Origin of the sequence: Bacillus sp. LNXM65 (assembly GCF_002998575.1) — a bacterium.
GTDB lineage: Bacteria > Bacillota > Bacilli > Bacillales > Bacillaceae > Bacillus.
This window is the reverse complement of sequence record NZ_PVRB01000004.1, coordinates 210,610-229,128: the sequence shown is the minus strand read 5'-3', so window position 1 is coordinate 229,128 and position 18,519 is coordinate 210,610. Positions and strand designations below refer to the sequence as shown.

The 18,519-nt window shown below is 41.2% G+C and carries 22 protein-coding genes; 14 read left to right on the top strand and 8 right to left on the bottom strand.

Annotation, left to right across the window (positions count from 1 at the left end; genetic code table 11):
• Window positions 1-27: 27 nt before the first annotated feature.
• Window positions 28-1,356, bottom strand: a complete 1,329-nt coding sequence (locus tag C6Y03_RS09690) for a CoA-disulfide reductase (protein WP_106031029.1) — start codon at window positions 1,354-1,356, stop codon at window positions 28-30.
• 187 nt (window positions 1,357-1,543) lie between these two features.
• On the opposite strand from C6Y03_RS09690, the gene coaA reads away from it, so the two are divergent.
• Window positions 1,544-2,503 carry a type I pantothenate kinase gene (coaA, locus tag C6Y03_RS09685; RefSeq protein WP_106039229.1) on the top strand — a complete coding sequence of 320 codons (960 nt, stop codon included), beginning with the start codon at window positions 1,544-1,546 and terminating at the stop codon, window positions 2,501-2,503.
• 30 nt (window positions 2,504-2,533) lie between these two features.
• Here the strand turns inward: coaA and C6Y03_RS09680 are convergent, their stop codons facing one another.
• The 4 genes from C6Y03_RS09680 to C6Y03_RS09665 form a co-directional block, all read right to left on the bottom strand.
• On the bottom strand, window positions 2,534-3,769 hold the full coding sequence (locus tag C6Y03_RS09680; RefSeq protein WP_060596786.1) for an MDR family MFS transporter: 1,236 nt from the start codon (window positions 3,767-3,769) through the stop codon (window positions 2,534-2,536).
• Between the two features lie 188 nt (window positions 3,770-3,957).
• Window positions 3,958-4,302, bottom strand: a complete 345-nt coding sequence (locus C6Y03_RS09675; protein ID WP_034661189.1) for a YolD-like family protein — start codon at window positions 4,300-4,302, stop codon at window positions 3,958-3,960.
• 15 nt (window positions 4,303-4,317) lie between these two features.
• Window positions 4,318-5,550, bottom strand: coding sequence for a DNA polymerase IV (locus tag C6Y03_RS09670; RefSeq protein ID WP_060596784.1), 1,233 nt, complete (start codon window positions 5,548-5,550; stop codon window positions 4,318-4,320).
• Between the two features lie 150 nt (window positions 5,551-5,700).
• Window positions 5,701-6,150: a YfmQ family protein gene (locus C6Y03_RS09665; RefSeq protein ID WP_060596783.1), complete on the bottom strand. Its 450-nt coding sequence runs from the start codon at window positions 6,148-6,150 to the stop codon at window positions 5,701-5,703.
• A gap of 277 nt (window positions 6,151-6,427) precedes the next feature.
• Between C6Y03_RS09665 and C6Y03_RS09660 the strand changes: the two genes are divergently transcribed.
• Together C6Y03_RS09660 and C6Y03_RS09655 are read left to right on the top strand one after the other, a co-directional pair.
• Window positions 6,428-6,907 carry a GNAT family N-acetyltransferase gene (locus tag C6Y03_RS09660; RefSeq protein WP_034661184.1) on the top strand — a complete coding sequence of 160 codons (480 nt, stop codon included), beginning with the start codon at window positions 6,428-6,430 and terminating at the stop codon, window positions 6,905-6,907.
• Entirely contained in the window at window positions 6,904-7,878 is a 975-nt protein-coding gene (locus tag C6Y03_RS09655) for a GNAT family N-acetyltransferase (protein ID WP_106031032.1), read from the top strand. The genes C6Y03_RS09660 and C6Y03_RS09655 overlap by 4 nt, the downstream gene beginning before the upstream one ends.
• Before the next feature lie 17 nt (window positions 7,879-7,895).
• On the opposite strand, the gene exlX is transcribed toward C6Y03_RS09655, so the two are convergent.
• Entirely contained in the window at window positions 7,896-8,558 is a 663-nt protein-coding gene (gene exlX, locus C6Y03_RS09650) for an expansin ExlX (RefSeq protein WP_223260752.1), read from the bottom strand.
• 257 nt (window positions 8,559-8,815) lie between these two features.
• On the opposite strand from exlX, the gene C6Y03_RS09645 reads away from it, so the two are divergent.
• The 3 genes from C6Y03_RS09645 to C6Y03_RS09635 all read left to right on the top strand — a co-directional run bounded on the left by C6Y03_RS09645 (window position 8,816) and on the right by C6Y03_RS09635 (window position 10,962).
• Window positions 8,816-9,142, top strand: a complete 327-nt coding sequence (locus tag C6Y03_RS09645; RefSeq protein ID WP_034661177.1) for an iron-sulfur cluster biosynthesis family protein — start codon at window positions 8,816-8,818, stop codon at window positions 9,140-9,142.
• Between the two features lie 12 nt (window positions 9,143-9,154).
• Complete coding sequence (locus tag C6Y03_RS09640; protein WP_003215790.1) at window positions 9,155-9,394, top strand: YqkC family protein; 240 nt, start codon at window positions 9,155-9,157, stop codon at window positions 9,392-9,394.
• A 305-nt stretch (window positions 9,395-9,699) separates the two neighbouring features.
• A complete protein-coding gene (locus C6Y03_RS09635) occupies window positions 9,700-10,962 on the top strand; it encodes a response regulator aspartate phosphatase (protein WP_034661176.1) in 1,263 nt (420 codons plus the stop codon).
• A gap of 26 nt (window positions 10,963-10,988) precedes the next feature.
• Here the strand turns inward: C6Y03_RS09635 and C6Y03_RS09630 are convergent, their stop codons facing one another.
• Complete coding sequence (locus C6Y03_RS09630) at window positions 10,989-11,915, bottom strand: alpha/beta hydrolase (RefSeq protein WP_106031035.1); 927 nt, start codon at window positions 11,913-11,915, stop codon at window positions 10,989-10,991.
• A gap of 124 nt (window positions 11,916-12,039) precedes the next feature.
• Between C6Y03_RS09630 and C6Y03_RS09625 the strand changes: the two genes are divergently transcribed.
• Together C6Y03_RS09625 and C6Y03_RS09620 are read left to right on the top strand one after the other, a co-directional pair.
• Window positions 12,040-12,264 (top strand): YqkE family protein, encoded by a 225-nt coding sequence (locus C6Y03_RS09625; RefSeq protein WP_106031036.1) that lies wholly within the window; start codon window positions 12,040-12,042, stop codon window positions 12,262-12,264.
• A gap of 322 nt (window positions 12,265-12,586) precedes the next feature.
• A complete protein-coding gene (locus C6Y03_RS09620) occupies window positions 12,587-12,871 on the top strand; it encodes an LCI fold-containing protein (RefSeq protein ID WP_066030702.1) in 285 nt (94 codons plus the stop codon).
• A gap of 86 nt (window positions 12,872-12,957) precedes the next feature.
• Here C6Y03_RS09620 and C6Y03_RS09615 read toward each other — a convergent pair whose 3' ends face one another.
• Window positions 12,958-13,881: an aldo/keto reductase gene (locus C6Y03_RS09615; protein WP_060596776.1), complete on the bottom strand. Its 924-nt coding sequence runs from the start codon at window positions 13,879-13,881 to the stop codon at window positions 12,958-12,960.
• Between the two features lie 167 nt (window positions 13,882-14,048).
• On the opposite strand from C6Y03_RS09615, the gene C6Y03_RS09610 reads away from it, so the two are divergent.
• The 6 genes from C6Y03_RS09610 (at window position 14,049) to spoIIM (ending at window position 18,517) form a co-directional block, all read left to right on the top strand.
• Entirely contained in the window at window positions 14,049-14,606 is a 558-nt protein-coding gene (locus tag C6Y03_RS09610; RefSeq protein ID WP_106039227.1) for an NUDIX hydrolase, read from the top strand.
• Window positions 14,603-15,784 (top strand): TIGR00375 family protein, encoded by a 1,182-nt coding sequence (locus tag C6Y03_RS09605; RefSeq protein WP_106031039.1) that lies wholly within the window; start codon window positions 14,603-14,605, stop codon window positions 15,782-15,784. Before C6Y03_RS09610 ends, C6Y03_RS09605 begins: the two co-directional genes overlap by 4 nt.
• Window positions 15,771-16,223, top strand: a complete 453-nt coding sequence (locus C6Y03_RS09600; protein WP_034661163.1) for a GNAT family N-acetyltransferase — start codon at window positions 15,771-15,773, stop codon at window positions 16,221-16,223. Before C6Y03_RS09605 ends, C6Y03_RS09600 begins: the two co-directional genes overlap by 14 nt.
• 68 nt (window positions 16,224-16,291) lie before the next feature.
• Complete coding sequence (locus C6Y03_RS09595; protein WP_106031040.1) at window positions 16,292-16,513, top strand: hypothetical protein; 222 nt, start codon at window positions 16,292-16,294, stop codon at window positions 16,511-16,513.
• Window positions 16,514-16,622: 109 nt separating this feature from the next.
• Complete coding sequence (locus tag C6Y03_RS09590) at window positions 16,623-17,753, top strand: S8 family peptidase (protein ID WP_081311399.1); 1,131 nt, start codon at window positions 16,623-16,625, stop codon at window positions 17,751-17,753.
• Window positions 17,754-17,869: 116 nt separating this feature from the next.
• The gene (gene spoIIM / locus C6Y03_RS09585; protein WP_060596772.1) at window positions 17,870-18,517 is read left to right on the top strand and encodes a stage II sporulation protein M; all 648 of its coding nucleotides are present in this window, start codon (window positions 17,870-17,872) and stop codon (window positions 18,515-18,517) included.
• The last annotated feature ends 2 nt before the right edge of the window (window positions 18,518-18,519 follow it).

Sequence of the window (18,519 nt, the reverse complement as noted above, 5' to 3'; positions counted from 1 at the left end):
AGATAAGACGCCATTGTGACCGTCTTTTTATCTCCGCCTTGCTGCTTGCTGAAGCGGGTCCCACACACTGTTAAAAGGCGGGGCATAGCTAATATCTAAATCTTCAAGATCTGTTATGGTCAGCTGTTGGTAAAGGACAGTTGCCATCACATCGATCCGTTTATCTACACCGTTTCTTCCGATGATTTGGGCACCGAGCAAGGTGTAGTCATCACTTCTGTAAATCAGTTTGACTTTCATTTTCTGCGCATCTGGATAATATCCAGCGTGATCCGTACTGTCAATGGTGATGGTGGAATAAGGAATGTCAGCTGCTTGTGCTTCCTTTTCTGATAAGCCCGTTCGTCCTGCTGTCATGCTCATAAATTTCATCACTGCTGTTCCAGTCACGCCTTGAAACGCCCGGTTTGTTCCCGTCATATGAAAACCAGCGATTCTTCCTTGTTTATTCGCCGTTGTGCCGAGCGGAATATAATCTAGTGATTGTTTGATGCGGTGATAAGTTGCTGCGCAATCCCCGGCAGCATAGATGTCTTTTACATTGGTTTGCATGTATTCGTTTACAACAATGGCGCCATTTGGAAGACGCTTGATTCCTGTTTTGTCTAAAAAGGATGTTTGCGGTGTGACGCCGATGGCCATGATGACCATATCCGTTTTAATGGTTTGTTTGTCTGTTTGAACAGCTGTTACATGTGACTCGCCCTCTAATGTCTGCACGGTTTCCCCAAGTGTCACGTGAATACCTTGGGCATCCGCCTCTTCTTTCAGATGCTTTGCCATATCGGGGTCAAAGCCCGGACCTAGTGTTGAACCCCGCTGAATGATATGTACTTTTTTTCCCAGCTTTTTTAAATTTTCAGCCATTTCTAAGCCGATATACCCGCCGCCAATAATGGTGACATGTGTGATATTTTGTTTTAAATGGTCTAAAATGGACAGCGCATGCGGAATGGTTTTTAATACGTGTACGCCTTCTAGCGGCTGATTGTCTAAACCCAGTGTGACGGGGCTTGCTCCTGTCGCAATTAAGAGGCGGTCATAGCTTTCGATAAATGGTTCTTTTGTTTTCGTATGATGACCTGACACCGTTTTTTGCTTTGGGTCAATGGAGGTCACGTCGTGTAAGCATCTAGCATCAATTCCATATTTGTCGCGAAAGGTTTCAGTGCTGCGTGCAATCAGCTTGCTGTGATGATCAATGAGACCGCCGATCAAGTAGGGAAGGCCGCACTGTCCATATGAGAAAATCTCTCCTTTTTCAAAAGCGACAATATGTGCCTCTGGATCCTCTCTATATATTTGCATAGCACAGCTCATTCCTGCTGCATCTCCGCCAATCATCACATATTTCATTTGGTGTGCTCCCTTCTATCTATCGAACTGAATACTCTTATTTACCCTCATTTTCCTTTTTTTAATGCTTTTTTTCGCAAAAGAAGCAAACTTTAGTTGAAAAATAAAGACAGCGCCTTCATTTTAAGCTACAATCGGATTATCGTCTTTTTGGTTACGAGTTTAGTGAAGATTGGTGGGAAAGACTTTGAGTGACACGCGACTAGATTTTAATACTTTATATACACGGCATACAAGAGAGGCTTGGTCTGCTCTTGGGAAATATATGCCGGTATCTGTTTCAGAAGAGGAAGCGAGAGCACTTCAAGGGTTGAATGACTATTTATCGCTTGAAGAAGTTCAAGATATTTACATACCACTTATTCGTTTTCTGACATTGCATGTCTTTGCAGAAAAACAAAAAAATCAGCATGTGAATGCCTTTTTAAACTACCCGCATCATGCGAAAATCCCTTTTTTAATTGGGATTGCTGGAAGTGTGGCTGTCGGGAAAAGTACAACGGCTCGTATCATTGAAACGCTTTTATCGAGACTTGGAGATGGGCTGAAAGTGAGTCTTGTGACAACAGATGGCTTTTTGTATCCTCAAAAAGAATTAAAGGATCGAGGACTCATGGAAAAGAAAGGCTTCCCGGAAAGCTATGATGTCAAAGCCTTGTTATCTTTTTTAAACGAATTAAAATCAGGCAAACAAACTGTTCATGCCCCGGTATATTCGCATCTGACCTATGACCGGCTTGAAGGGGTGTATGAAACAGTGGAGGATGCCGATATTGTCATCATTGAAGGAATCAATGTGCTGCAATCACCAGCGCTGGATGATCTGAAGGATGAACCGCGTGTGTTTGTATCAGATTTCTTTGATTTTTCGATTTATGTAGATGCTGCTGAAACGCAAATTCAATCATGGTATAAAGAACGGTTCCGTTTGCTAAGGGAAACAGCTTTCCAAGACCCTGAATCCTTTTTTCATCAATACAAAGATTTGACGGATGAAGAGGCAGATCACATGGCAAGCACGATTTGGAATACCGTCAATCGCCCTAATTTATATCAAAATATTTTACCGACAAAATATCGAGCCGATCTCATTTTGAAAAAAGGTGATCAGCATAAGGTGGAAGAGATTGCTATCCGCCGAGTATAAAGAAAAACCGCTCAAACGAGAGCGGTTTTTTTAATGATCTCCACTGACTTTAACAGCGACCGCAGCTGCGGATCGCTTTTTCAGGCGGTAGTATCCAATGAGTAAGAACGGGACACCTGCGATGGTGACCATCGACAAGACTGAAAAAATGGAGAAGGGATGGGCTGCGCCAAAATAGTCAATGCACAGTCCGCCGATAAATGGTCCGATGACGCTGCCGAGCTGAGAAAATCCCATCGCACCAAAGTACGATCCCTTTACTTCTGGCTTTGCCACATTGTCTACAAAAAGATCCATCATCGCAAACAGCAGAACCTCTCCAATTGTAAACACGACAATGATGAAAGCAAGCATGCCGAGACTCTGTGAAAAAGCAATGGCAAACAAACTGCCGGCAAGAAGAATATTCCCAGTGGTCAGCGACAAAATGGTGGAGTAGCGCTTGGCGATCATGATGAGCGGATATTGTACGACAATGACAACAACTGCATTTAAAGATAAAAGGTATCCAAACAGTTTCGGACCATCCTCAATCATAGGCGAAGCGGATAAATATTGAGGCAGCGTTGAGCTCAAATGCGAATAACCGAACGAACATAAGGTCACGCCGATGAGGATAATGCTAAAGACCGTATCTTTTTGGATAATGGAAAGGGCTTTTTTGACACCAATTTGTTTCGTGCTTTCTGGAGCAGCAACTGGATGTTTCTGAAATTGCCAGACCAGCGTTAATCCGTATAACAAGTAAATGAAGGCAGCAACGAGAAATGGGAACGTTGTTTTCGATGACCCGAGATATAAGCCAAGCAGAGGACCGAAGATGACCCCTATGTTAATGGCTGTATACCGTAAATTAAACACAAACAACCGAATACTTGATGGGGTGACATCAGATAAGAGCGCCTTAGATGTTGGTTCAAAAAGTGCCCGGCACAGTCCGTTTAAAGCGTTCATGATAAAGAAGACCCAAATGGCATCTGCAAATGCAAAGCCAACAAAGACAAGTGACCAACCGAAGATCGATAGAAGCATGACCTTTTTTCTGCCGATACGATCAGAAATATATCCGCCGTAAAAACTCGCAACGATCCCAATCAGAGAGCTAACGGCAATGATTAATCCAGCAGAAGACGCTGAGGCGCCTTTGACTTGTGTCAAATAAACGGCCAAAAAAGGAATGCTCATGGACGTCGCCATTCGGCCAAATATGGTGCCGATGATGATCGTCCAACTAAGCGGATGTAACGTACGTAAGTTATTTTTCATGCTGTTTCTCCCCTGAGTTTGTAAGATGTTCCAATCATACATGAAAAATTGTGCAAATTAAATACACAATTTGATGGAGGAGACATCTGCCATATGGCAAAGAAGCAAGATTGGCTCGCCATTTGGAGGTTTGCTTTTTGCTGCCAGTGCTTCTATGTCACTGATTCGCGCGGTCATTTGGCGAAAATTTAATCAAGGTCGATCGCGACGATTTGCTGCAAGGACAGGTTGAGAACATCCTCATCATTGACGATTTTTATGCGCTGCGTTTCATAATGAATGGCTTTTACCCAGCCCCAAAACTGCTCTTTCATACCTGCTGCGGCATATGTCACGTAAATCGCTTGATCCTCGGTAATCGACTGTGTGATCAAAAAATTCATTTCCTCCAGTTGATCGGTGCTCAGCGGGGGAGGGGTGTACTCTTTTTTCTTCCGTTTTTGAGCAAGCAGCTGCTCCCGGTGCTCTGGAAGCATCATTCGGCTTGATTCCCACATGAGGTTGTATCCAGGTGTTAATTTATTGGGATTCATGGCTGTTCGCCTCCGTTATTTGTAATGTCCGCCAATTTTTTCGGCGCGGTGATACGCCTGCCCTGCGCTTGTCAGTGACGAAGCGTGCAGCAGGGCAGCAGGTCCATACTTCATGTGGATCGCATCAAATACTTTGCTGAGTTTGTCTTTTTGAACATGGTGATCAAATAAAGTCAGCTGATATTGGCTGTCAGACTGCAGCTGTGAGAGAGTAATCCCCACACTGCGAATGGGCTGGCCATCCCAGTGCTGCTGGCATAGCTGAATGGCTGCGTCTGCAATATCTGTCCCGTACTGTGTAGGTGAATGAAGCTTGATTTGTCTATGAAATCCAGTCGGATGAGAAAAATCAGCGCCTCTCACGCCAACAGACACTGTTTGCCCAAGATAATGCTTAAAGCGTGCACGTCTTGCCACTTCTTCACTCAATTCAAGAAGAGCGACTTTGATATCCTCAAAAGACGCATAATCATGGGGAAGAGTCATATGATGTCCAACCGCTTTTTGCTGATCATGTGTGTGAATGGTGACCGGAGAGGGATCATGCCCTAAAGCTGTTCGCTGCAAAAGCTCTCCGTTGATTCCCCAGCGTTTTTTAAGCCGGTCTAACGGATAAGCAGCAAGCGTCCCAATGGTACTGATGCCCATTCGTTTTAAATGGTGCTCCATTCGTTTGCCGACGCCAAATAATTTTCCAATCGGAAGCGGCCATAAATCAGCCGCAACACTGTCTGTACGAAGTTCATAGATACCAGATGTGTTTTTTTTAGCAAAATGGTCACAGGCCATTTTAGCGAGCACTTTATTAGGACCGATGCCAACACGTGCGTAAATGCCAGTCTGGTTCATAATGGTTGTTTGTATATTTTGAGCGATCTCGCGGGGAGAACCGAGTAGTGTCAGACTGCCTGTAATATCAAGAAATTGTTCATCAATTGAATAGGGTTCGACAAGATCTGTGTATTGTTCGAGCAGCTCTGTTATCATGACAGAGATATCAAGATAGCGCTGCATACGGGGGCGTACGACGACAGCTTCGGGGCATTTCTCCTGCGCTTCCCATAATCTTGATGCATTTTGTACGCCTCGTTTTTTAGCGAGCGGGCAGGCGGCAAGTACGACCCCGCTCCGCCGCTCAGGATCTCCAGAGACGATGAGCGGCACATCCTTCAAGTGGGGAGCCTCCACTTTTTCGACTGACGCATAAAACGATTGCATATCCACAAGCAGAATGGCTCGTTCATTCATTATTTTCACCTCTTAGAACGTATGTTCTGTTTATATTGTAACCGTCAGGAGGCGAAATTGATACTGGTAAATCATTCAAAGAAAAGAGTGTAAATCCATACAAAAAAGACGAAGTGTCTTCCACTTCGTCTCATTTGATGCAACATTATTTTAAGCATGTGCCAAGTTGTGAGATGTTTGGAGCGGCTCAGAACGCAAACGATAGGCCGTCAGTTTTTTCTTAGGCTTATGTGTAAACTGCCGCACCACATCCACGTGGTCATCGTAATGATACAGATAAAGGGTCACATCATGTTTGCCAAGCTTTGTTTGCATGGTAAGCGGCGCAGGCCCTTCCTGCGGATGAAGAAAACGCTCTTCATCACCAGGATAAATATAATAGCGTTCAATAAAGATCGCATCATTAAAATGTCGAATAATTTCAGATACTTGCTGATCATTGAGCGGACGATCTTCAAACATGATCGTTGTTTGATCACTTGTTACTTTTGCATGCACCGCATAACGACTAAAAAGGCGTTCCACAACACCAGAAGGCAGCGAAGTGACAAGAAGCTTTAAAAGACTAAACACAACAAGTGAAGTAACAATCCAAACCAATATCATCATCTCCAATAAACATTTGTTACATTTCCTATATGAACCATCTTAACATACCAAAAGAATGAAACTTTCGCACAAAAAGTGAACTTTTTGAAATAAGTGTGAAGATTTAAAAGGAGATGACGGCGAAAGAACGAAGAATCAACAAAGCTGAAAGGAAAAAAGGCTGACACGTGATCTTTACAAACAATTAATCGAACAGGTAGACTATTGAAACAACAGTTTTTTAAAAAAAGAGAGCGGTAAGCCAAAAATGAAAAGGGGCGAGGTCATCATGATACGTCAAGTGAAGCCGTCAGATTTTTACGCCGTCACATCCGTCATCCAAAGCTGGTGGGGAGGCAGAGATTTGCGCGCAAAATTGCCGAAGCTATTTTTTGAACATTTTCAGCAAACAAGTTTTGTCGTCGTTGAAAAAGGTGAACTTATTGGCTTTTTAGTCGGTTTTTTATCGCAATCTCATTCAGATGAAGCGTATATTCATTTTGTAGGTGTACATCCAGACCATCGGAAATTAAAGATAGGAAAAATCCTATATCAAGCCTTTTATGATGTGGCAAAACAGGAAGGAAGAACAACCATTAAAGCGGTAACAGCACCTGTAAATAAAGTATCGATTGCCTATCATGCAAAATTGGGCTTTCAAATTGAAAAAGGGGACAAAACTGTAGAAGGAATCTCCGTGTTTTCAGACTATGATGGAATAAATGAAGATCGTGTTTTATTTGTGAAAAAATTAGAGGCAATGCAATGATTGTCAATTTAGATCAAACAATAAGTGATGTAGCAAAGCAGATCTTACATATTCAACTAGCTGCATACCAACAAGAAGCTGAACAAATTGGCTATGCCGATCTCCCACCATTAAAAGAGACCATTCAAGATGTAATGAAAGCAAAAGAGCAATTTATTGGTTTTGAGCAAAAGGGAATCTTACTAGGCGTTGCCTCTTATGAAGAGCAGAAAGATTATTTGATCATTAGTCGATTGGCTGTACATCCAAAAGCGCTAAAGCAGGGTATTGGAACAAGACTTATGTCCACAATTATGGAGAAAAATGTCCCTATAGAACTGACCACAGGGCAAAAAAACACCCCTGCAAAAAGGCTATACGAAAAGTTAGGATTTCTTGAAACAGATGTGATTCATGTTGCAAAAGAGCTCACCTTATCAAAAATGAAATGGAGACCAAGGCGAAAGGTTGAGGTTGTCGAATTCAAAAAAGAGTGGCATGAAGAATTCCATCAAGAAAAGCAGCAACTCAAGCAAATCATTCAAAAGAACTGGATAGAAGGACATCATATTGGTAGTACGTCAGTTGAAGGGCTTGTTGCCAAACCAATTATTGATATCTTAATAGAAGTAAGTCATATAAAAGAGATCGATAAAAAAAGAGAGAGCTTTGAACATCTTGGATATCAAGCGCTAGGTGAAAATGGCATAAAAGGGAGACGTTTTTTTCAAAAGGGTGGCTTGAATCGTACGCATCATGTCCATGTTTATGAGAGAAATCACCCTGATGTGAAAAGGCATTTATTGTTTCGAGATTACTTAAGGGCCCATTCAGAACGAGCTGTAGCGTATGCGTCTGTCAAGGAACAATTAGCAAATCAGTATCCGGAAGATATACAAAGCTATATGGCAGGAAAGAATGAAATCATAAAAGAAATAGAAAATGAGGCATATCACTGGGATAGAGAAGGAAGAGAGGAAGCTCTTAAATAAGCTACCTCTTTTCCTCGTTAATTAGGAAGCTGAACATTGCCTTTTACAATATAGGCCTGTGAAGCAGCAGTAGATGGAAGAGCGGGTAATTTATCCTTTACTATGACCCCGCGGATATCTGTGATTCGAACAGGAAGAGATTTAGACCCCATATTAAATCCAAGGAAATGGTTGTAGTCTGTTTTTTCCATGTTCACCCATTGTCCATCTTTGTAATATTCCATTTTCATAATCGGATATTTATGATTGCGCACTTGAATCGCAGCCCACCACTCACTGCTGCCTTCTTTTATTCTGTAAGCTACATTTCCGCTAATCGGTGCTTTTACAATTTTCCAACTAATTGGGATTTTTCCATCTGCCATATTACCGATTTTGGCAAAGGCATTAGGAGAAAGATCAAGAGCTCCTTTTGCTCCTTCTGGATATTTATCGGTTACATACACAACGGTTTTTCCTTTTGGACCCTTTACTTCAAGGTAAGCACCAGCAAGTGCCGCATTTACCCCTTTATAGTTATAGTCATGAGGATTTAAAGCCGTAATTTTCATGTCAGATGGAATAGGATCTAATAATGCGGCGCCCCCTGAGTAACCAGATCCCGTATAAGTCGCATAGCTTTCTCGTTCTTCATCAAGGACAGATGCCGCTTTCATGTTTGGCACAGCGAAACTCAACATAAATATCAGTGCCCCGATGAAGCAGAGAGATAATCTTTTTTTCACGATCTAAAACCTCCTGTTTATTCTTTTAAAATTGGTAGCGTCATAAGTATAATTCTAAAAAACAAGAAGCGAAAAGAGCCAATAGATAGATATAATCCTAGTGAGAAGAGCGTGTATTTCAAAGAATATGACTTTCGGATTTAGTCGTGTGTCATGTTTTATGGTGTTTTATGTGTTACAATGTAAGCATCAATTTAAAAAGGATGTTCGCCATGTATATTCACATCACAGAACTGGCTAAAACATATATAGAAAAACAGCAAATAGGAAACGAAACTAAGGAATTACTGCTTCGCTACGATTCAGAAGGTTGTGGCTGTGCAGTGAGTGGCGTACCAATGCTTTGGTTAACAAGTGAAAGAACAGGTGAATGGGAACAACTGAATAATAGCCAACATTTAAAACTATATATACACATTGCACAGAAGGTATTTTTTGATGAGGAAATGACCATCGATTTTAATGAAAAAGCCAATACATTGATGCTGAAAAGTCCTCAGCAAATACTCAGTCCAAGAATGGGCATACTTGTAAAGTAAGGTGGAAACGTAGTGGATCAGAAGCTTAGAGTGATACAAAACACGGCACAAAATAAAACATGGGTGTCGTTTTTAAATAACAATCATCCCTATACCCTTTTGCATTGGTCAATAGGTGGAATGGATTCGGTGAAAAAGGACGTTTGGCTTCTTCAAGATGAAGTCACATTTGAAACGGAAGAATTTCCAACGCTCGAATTAGCTGTCAATTGGATCAAAGAGAATATGGAACAGGTAACAGATGTATTATAAAAGCCCTTTTTTGACAAAAGGGTTTTTTTCGTGCCTTCATCATCTCATCAAACAGCAGGGAAGTCTAATCTGAAAAATGATCTTTTAAAACGCAAAAAAACCGTTTTATAACAACCAATTCGACAAAATGAGAAAAATAGAAATGAAAAAATCGTGGTTATAAATGCCGAAAAATAGGCAATGAAAGCGTTTATTGCGGGATACCGAAAACTTTGCGAAAAATGACATTTCATATTTCTTCCATTCGAGGGAATGTGATAGAATACAACATGTATCGTATATGAGAAGGGAGGTGCTAAAGTGAATTGAAGCTCAAGCTGTCATCGCCTCAGGTTGGAATCAAAATAAACGAATGGTATAGGCAGATTTGCGGATTTCATGTCATGAAAGCAGAGAAACTGAAGGCCGAGATCGAGCAGGAAATTCTGGAGATGGAACAGGATCAAAACTTGTTGCTGTTTTACCAGCTGATGGATTTTCGCCATAAGGTGATGCTTGAATATTTTGAACCGGCAAAGAAAGCCTCAAACGATGAAGAAATTAAGAACCTGCTAGAAACGATCGAACATTCGCAAACGAAATTAACGGACATGCTTGAATACTATGTTCATTTTTTCACAGGAATGTTTGAGTTTGAACAGCAAAACTATTTAAGTGCCATTGCTTATTACCGTTCAGCAGAAAAAAAGCTCAATCTCATATCAGATGATATAGAAAGAGCAGAATTTTACTTTAAATTAGCTGAAATATACTACCACATGAAACAAACCCACTTTTCGATGCACTATGCCTTGCAAGCGTTAGATACGTACTCTGCCTACAGAACGTACACGCTGAGAATCATCCACTGTGAATTTGTCATCGGTGCAAACTATGATGATTTGAAATGCTATGAACATGCATTGCCCTACTTTAAAAATGCTCTAAATCGAGCACGCTCAATTGGAAACCCTCGAGTCATAGGTTCGGCCCTTTTCAACTTAGGTAACTGTTATTACCAAATGAACGATCTTGCGGAAGCAAGCCGTTATCTGAAAGACTCTCTTGAAGTGTTTGAAAAGGAGAATTTAACCCATCTTAATCGCTCTCTAGACCCACTATTTATGCTGACCCAAATCCTGTTTAAACAAAAACAAATAGAAGAGTCGTTAACCCTCTATCAACAAGGTATTATGAAAGCCTGTGAATTAGAAGATGAAATTTACATCTGCAAATTTCAGTTCTTAAAAGCATTATACGTTGATGCAGAAATAACGATCATAGACGATACATTAGACCTGCTCGAGGACAAGCGCTTATACCCAGATATTGAGGAATTGGCACTTGATGCGGCTCATTATTACAATGAGCTTGGACTGTATGAAGCATCTACACGGTTTTACGAAAGGAAGATTCAAGCCATATCAAAAATTCAAAATGGGGGTCATTTATATGAAAACGAGTTTGATAGTTCTTTTATTGGCAGCAACTGCAGGATTATCGGTCATGAGTCAGCAGCAATCGGAAGAGAGTCATATGGAGCTGGCGGGCAGACATCATACAACAGTGGTGACTATCGCATAAGTTAGCTCAAAAAGAGGAGACGAACCGCTGTTCATTCTCCTCTTTTATCTTCATTCGATTCAAATTGTTGAAGAAATCCTTGAACTTCTTGTTCATAAGCTGCCTTATTTTCGCTAAAAGACATCGCATGTGCCCCGTGCGGCGCTATAAATAGCTGTTTATCACCTTTTTTTCGAGCATATAGCTGCTGACTCTGCTCGCATGGAATATAGTCATCATGAAGACTATGGATAAAAAGCACAGGTTCTTTCACCTGATCGATCACATCCAGCGGTGAAACTTGCCGAATGCTGTATCCATCCCGCCATTTTAACACTCGATCACTTAGTGGAAGAATCCATTGCCCTGAAAGACGAAAATCTGTTTTTAATCGATAGAGAAGCTGATCCTCAAAAGAAGCAAAAGGACAGTCAGCTATGTAAAAATTGGCGCTTGCTTCCGGATTTGCAGCATATAACAAAGTCGTGACTGCACCCATTGATTCTCCATGTATGCCGATAATGGCATTTTCCCCGAGTCTTTGTCTGAGCCACTTCGCGACCTGCGCTAAATCTTCTTTTTCATAGTATCCATAACTCGTGGTTTTCCCGCCGCTCATTCCATGTCTTCTATGATCATAAAGCATCACATTCCATCCGAGCTTTTGGAATAATTTCATATACTTAACGGAATTAATCAAACTGACTGTGACGCCATGACAAAGTACAATGGTGCGTGTTGTATGTGGATGCGGCACAAAATAGCCATGAAGATCATAACCAAATGCTGAAGGAATACACACTTTCTCTTTTTTAAGCTGTTGAAACTCTTCGTGATGATAGTGTCCTTCATCTGATTCTCTTTTGATGAGCTCTTCATCTGTTAATTTTCGAATATACATCATTTTATTGGTGAAAAAAATGCCGATTGCAGCGAGCGGACATAATATCAAGGCAAGTATAGCGATCCATTTCTTCATCCAGCTGATTCTTCCTTTCCGAAGTTTTTCCTATGACGATCATACCACATGTTGGGAGATTGGCGTGACTCTTGCTCAGCAAATAAAACGGATGATACACTTAGGGCAAAAGGAGAGAGGCACAATGAAAAAGACCAATCAAGATCAAGCGAAATTAAAGGACGGCATAAACGAGGATCTCAAACAGCAGCTCCTTCAAATGAAGCAGAACCTTGCCGCCGAGACAGAAAAAAGAGAAGAACAAAAACGACAAGACCTCCTTCGGCAGCAGAAAGAAAAAGAAAAAAATAAAAGCTTCTCCGAGCTGCTAGATGAAAGTCATTTGGACTGGAGAAAATATAAAAGCTAAAAAAAGGGAGCTCTGATGCTTCCTTTTTTTCATGTCATCATTGAGATTGAGCAACAGAAATGAACTTGTTCAAAACATAGGTGCTTTGAGAGCAGACTCTTCTGACTCCTTCGAATTTCACTTCATTTCAGCTTCGTGACAATATGATTTAAAACTAAATCCCATCACCTATTTTATACGTGATCAAAATAGAAGAAACGGGAGTATTGATTTATTAAAATTCCTTTTTATTACAAATATAGTAATTAAGACCCTTTAAATAGAGGAGCATTCTTCTTATAATGAAGATGCATTGAAAAATTTGGAAATGGAGATGATTCACATGAAATTGAGAAGAACAATGACTGGAGTTGCTTTATCTTTAGGATTGCTTTTACCTGTTTCTGGACAAGCTCTTGCTACAAATGATTCAACGGAAGCGGATTTTCGTACGTCGGTGACTACAATTGTTGATTGTTCTGTAACTCCTTTTAAAGGTGGAGGTAATCGATTATGTATGCATTCAGATAATGGCGTATTTGCAAATAATTTTCAACGTTTTGGTACTACATTTCACCTTAAAGGCAAAGCCGGAAATTATGCGTATTATGAAAGTGCAAATAGATAAGAGTACAGGGGCTTTTAGCCCCTTCTCATTTTTAATAGAGAAAAACACGATAAAAAAGAGATCACATAAAGCGATCTCTTTTTATCTTATTTAAACCGGTGCGCCTCATACACAGATGGTTTTGTATAGTAAGTCAATGCTTTTACTTCTTGGTCACTTAAAGAACGTGCATTTGCCGCTGCAACATTTTCTTTTAACTGTTCCACCGAGCTTGCGCCAAATACAACGGAACTGACCGCAGAATGCTTAAGCAAATATTGAATGGACAGCTCTGTGAGTGATAGGTCATAAGCGACTTTCTTTAAAGAAGGAATGACCTGCTGGAGATCGTCAAATGAATATTGAAGATAGCCGTTTTTTTGAATCGCTGCACTTGCTTGCGAAAGTGGTTTTTCAGTTAAAAGCCCTTTTGCTAAAGGTCCTCTTGCGACGACACTAATGCCTTGTTCTTCAAGAAGAGAGAACCATTCCTCTGGACGGCGGTCGAGTAAACTATATTGCATCATCACACTGACGATGTTGGATTTTTTGGCGTATTCTTTAATGACGTTTGGACGGATAGAAGAGATGCCATAATAGCGAATAACGCCTTCTTCCACTAATTCTTCAAAAGCCTCAATCGTCTCATCGATAGGATCATCTATCGTGCCTCCGTGCAGTTGGTATAAATCAATATAATCTGTTTGCAGCCGCTTGAGGCTTTGTTTCACGGCCTTTTTTATGTACGCCTTTGAAGGGTCCCAGTCCCAGCCAGATTTGCCTTTTTCAAAGCGGTTGCCGCCTTTTGTGGCCAAAATCAAATCTTGCCGCCTGTTTTTAATAGCCTCCCCGACAATTTCTTCATTTGTCCCAAAATCATATAAATCGGCTGTATCCAAATAATTAATTCCAAGGTCTATAGCCTCATCTAATAAAGAGAGCGCTTTTCCTTTTTCCGTTCCAAGGGACATACATCCTAGTGCTGCCTCACTCACCAAAAGATCCGAGGTACCAATTCGTCTTTTTTTCAATTCCATCACACTCCTATCCCTTCACATTAAGTGAAAAAAATCTGGAATTCAAGCTAGGTGATTTCAAGTGGCGCATTGAAGCAAGCGTTCGCATTTCGCTTCTCCTAAATCATCTATGTTAAAATGAATGAAGTAAAAAGTGAAAGTAGAACGAGGAGCTGACAAAATTGAAGGACTTTGAAGAAAAAACATTATCGACTAAAGAATTATATAATGGAAAAATCATTGATTTGGTTCTTGAAGATGTAGAATTGCCAAACGGAAAACAAGGCAAACGCGAAATCATCAAACATCCTGGTGCAGTAGCCGTCATTGCTCGTACAGACGAAAATAAAATCATCTTGGTCAAGCAATACCGTAAAGCACTAGAGAGAGCCATCGTTGAAATTCCGGCTGGAAAATTAGAGCCAGGAGAAGAGCCGGCACATACAGCACTGCGAGAATTAGAAGAAGAATCAGGGTACACCACTCAGCAGCTCCAAAAGCTGACGGCCTTTTATACATCACCTGGTTTCGCAGATGAAATCGTCCACATTTATCTTGCAGATCAGCTGGTTCCGCTTGAAGAAAAAAGAGAGCTGGATGAAGATGAATTTGTTGAAGTGATGGAAGTTTCATTAGAAGAAGCCTTGCACCTCATTGAAAAGCAGCACATTTATGATGCAAAAACAGCCTATGCCATTCAGTACTTACAATTGCAAGAGGTACTTAAGTCAACAAAATGAGGGAGTTTTTTGCAGACATCCATATTCATATTGGCAGAACCAGAACAGGCAGAGCTGTTAAAATTACAGGTGCAAGGTCACTGACAATTGACCAAATTCTCATTGAAGCAACGCAAAGTAAAGGGATGGGGATGATTGGTGTGATTGATGCACAATCTCCAGAAGTCCTAGAAGAATTAATAGAGGGTGTAGAGGAAGGCAAGTACACTGAACTAAATGATGGCGGTCTATCATTTGGACAGACCGTGCTGCTTTTAGGCAGTGAATTAGAAATTAACGATAACCATTCAAAAGGTCCAATTCACGTGCTTGCATTTATGCCCACACTTCACAAAATGTCTGAGTTCTCCGCATGGCTCGCGCTTCATATGAAAAATGTGCATTTGAGTTCACAGCGCCTCTATGTTGATGGGAAAACACTTCAGCGCAAGGTCAAGGAGCTAGGAGGCTTGTTTATTCCTGCTCATATTTTCACGCCGCATAAAAGCTTATTTGGCAAAGGAGTCAACACGTCTTTAACGGAAGTATTCGACCCAGACCTCATTGATGCTGTTGAACTAGGTCTTAGCTGCGATACGTCAATGGCGTCCCAAATAAGTGAGCTGAACCGTTATCCCTTTTTAACGAATTCAGACGCTCATTCTTTAGGGAAAATTGCGCGAGAATATACAAAAATCCGAATGGATCATGCCTCTTTTGCCGAATTCAAACTAGCCCTTGAAGGGAAAGAGGGCAGAGCCATTACAGGAAATTATGGACTCGCTCCGCGGCTTGGGAAGTACTATCATACAACCTGCGAGAAGTGCGGAGTAAGACCTCGCGCGCTAGATCAAGAAAAGTGCCACGCATGCGGACATACCCGGATGACAAAAGGGGTGAGTGAGCGTTTAAAGGAGCTTGCTGACCAAGAAAGTGACAAAGGAACAAGACCTCCTTATGTTCATCAGCTCCCGCTTCAATTTATTCCGGGTGTCGGAGCCAAAACGCTGGAGAAGCTAAAAGCCGTGTTTCACACAGAGATGAATATCCTTCATCAAGCAACAGAACAAGAACTAAAAGCTATCCTGCCAGAAAAAACAGCCAATTACATCATCAAAGCAAGAAAAGGTGAAGTCGAACTGATCGCTGGCGGGGGCGGAGTGTACGGTAAGGTGGATATCAATCATGAATCAAGTTAACTGGACATGTCAAACGTTTGACCAATTAACAAAAGAGGATCTTTACCTAATTTTAATGGAAAGAGTCAATGTGTTTGTTGTTGAACAAACATGCCCTTACCCTGAAATTGATCACCGGGACCAAGAAGCGCTTCATCTGTCTGCAAAAGAGGACGGCACGATTGTGGCTTATTGCCGAATTTTTCAAAGCGGAATCATGTACGAAGAGGCGTCCATTGGCCGCGTTCTTGTGACGCAGGCAGGCCGAAAAAAAGGCTATGGAAAAATGCTGCTCAGCAAGGCTTTGGAAAAGCTGAGTGAATTAGGTGAAACAAGTGTCAAAATTCAGGCGCAGGCCTACTTGAAGTCGTTTTACGAATCATTTGGTTTTAAGGCCGTTTCAGATTGTTATGATGAAGATGGGATTCCTCATCTTGATATGGTGAAAACAGAAAGATAGGCGTGTATACGTCTATCTTTTTTATGTCACATCGTGTATCATAACGTCAACGAAAGGGGTTTTGCCAAATGGGAAAAAGCAATGCAAAGAAAAAACGAGAACATATTGAAAGGCAGCACAGCCGAAACCCGGAACTGTCGAGAGGAAACATGCCGCATTTTAGCACACATGAAAGAAAGACAAAAACAAAACAAGAAGCCTTGCAGCACATGATGAAAAAACATAAAAGAAGGAATGCTTATGATCACTTTCAAGAGGATCATAAGCATTTTTATTTTGCTTTTTTGTGACAACTAGTTCAAATAAATGGAAAAATTTTAAAAAATAGGACAAACGGTCGTTTCTTTTTGTCTGAAAATGTAGTTAAATGACAAAAAGATGAAAGGGAGAGTGAGTATTGTGAACGTCAAGTCAATTGGAGCAAGGCTTTGTATGGCAAGTATGATGCTGGCATCGGTCACGTTCGGCGCCTCACATATTTCTGCAAAGGAGCAAGCAAAAAAAGAGTACATGATCGGCTTTTCTTCTTCCGTTCAAGATCATACACAAAAACAGCTTGTCGAAGAAGCTGGTGGGCATGTAAAAGAATCCATAGAGCAAATAGATATGATGAAAGTTTCCTTGAATGAGGCATCGAAAGAGAAACTGAATCAGGCAAAAGAAGTGACCTTCATTGAGGAAGACCAAAAGGCAAAAACAAGCGGTCAAACGATCCCATATGGCATCAAAAGCATCAAAGCACAAAAGGTACATAAACGGGGATACGCCGGACAGAATGTCAAAGTAGCCGTTCTTGACAGCGGCATCGATGGCAAACATGAAGATTTACATGTCACCGGCGGAGTCAGCTTTGTTCCAACAAAGTCAGATCCGCTTGTTGACCCGCATGAACACGGAACGCATGTGGCAGGCACAATTGCAGCGTTAGATAATAAGGTAGGTGTCGTTGGTGTTGCGCCAAAGGCTTCTATCTATGCGGTCAAGGTGGCAGATGAAAATGGTGACGGCTACTATAGCTGGATCATTAAAGGAATTGAATGGGCCATTGAGAATGACATGGATGTCATCAATATTAGTATGGGAGGAGCAAGTGAATCTGAAGCGCTGAAAGAAGCGGTAGATCGAGCATACGACAAAGGGATTCTCATTGTGGCTTCTGCTGGGAATGCAGGAAGTTATGGCTCTCTCAACACGGTTGACTATCCAGCTAAGTACGCCTCAGTGATGGCGGTTGCCTCTGTTGACGAAAGAAAACAAAGAGCCTTTGATTCATCTGTCGGCGAAGAAGTGGAAGTCTCAGCACCGGGCGTTTCAACGCTCAGCACCATTCCTCATAATGAATATGGCTATAAGAGTGGAACATCCATGGCATCACCGCATGTAGCGGGCGCTGCGGCTGTCATTCTATCAAAACATCCGAATTTGACAAACGATGAAGTGCGCGAGAGACTTTCAAAAACGGCTGCAAAGCTTGGAGATCCTTTTTATTATGGTGCCGGGCTTGTGAACGTACAAAAAGCCGCCCGATAAATGATAAGAGAGAGCAGTGTTTAGGCTGCTTTCTCTTTTTTCTTTCAATAAAACTGTCATGTTTCGTAATCTCTCTCATAGAATCTAGTAACCTTTACTATTTGGGAGGAAGACGCATGCGGAAAAAGTCTTGGAAGGAACATCTTCTTCAGCACGTAAAAGACCATCTATCGATTTATTTGTTTGTCTCTGTACTCTTTTTAATGGGCGTGATCTTTGGGGCCATCATCGTTAATAGTATGACAATTAGTCAGAAAGAGGATTTATTCTATTATTTAAATCAATTTTTTGGTCAGCTGACGAATGAGAAAGCAGCAGAATCAAAAGAAATGTTTTTGCAAAGCTTTTTGCATCATATGAAATATTTAGGTCTTATGTGGATACTAGGAATATCTATCATTGGCCTGCCGCTCATCTTTCTCATGATCTTTTTAAAAGGAATTGTCGTTGGGTTTACAGTTGGTTTTCTAGTAAATCAAATGGGGCTGAGTGGTTTTTTCCTTTCGTTCGTATCGGTTCTTCCGCAAAACATATTGCTTATTCCAGCCTATTTAGTGATTGGTACATGTGCGATTGCGTTTTCCATCCGTCTCATTGGGCAGCTGTTCATGAAAAAAACCATCAGTCAAGCACCTGTTCAGTGGTTCGCCCGGTATGCATCTGTTTTGCTGATGATTTTAACGCTTGCTGCACTTTCGTCCTTTTTTGAATCTTACGTATCTTTCATGCTCATGAAAAAGCTGGCAGGTGTTCTTTTTTCATAATT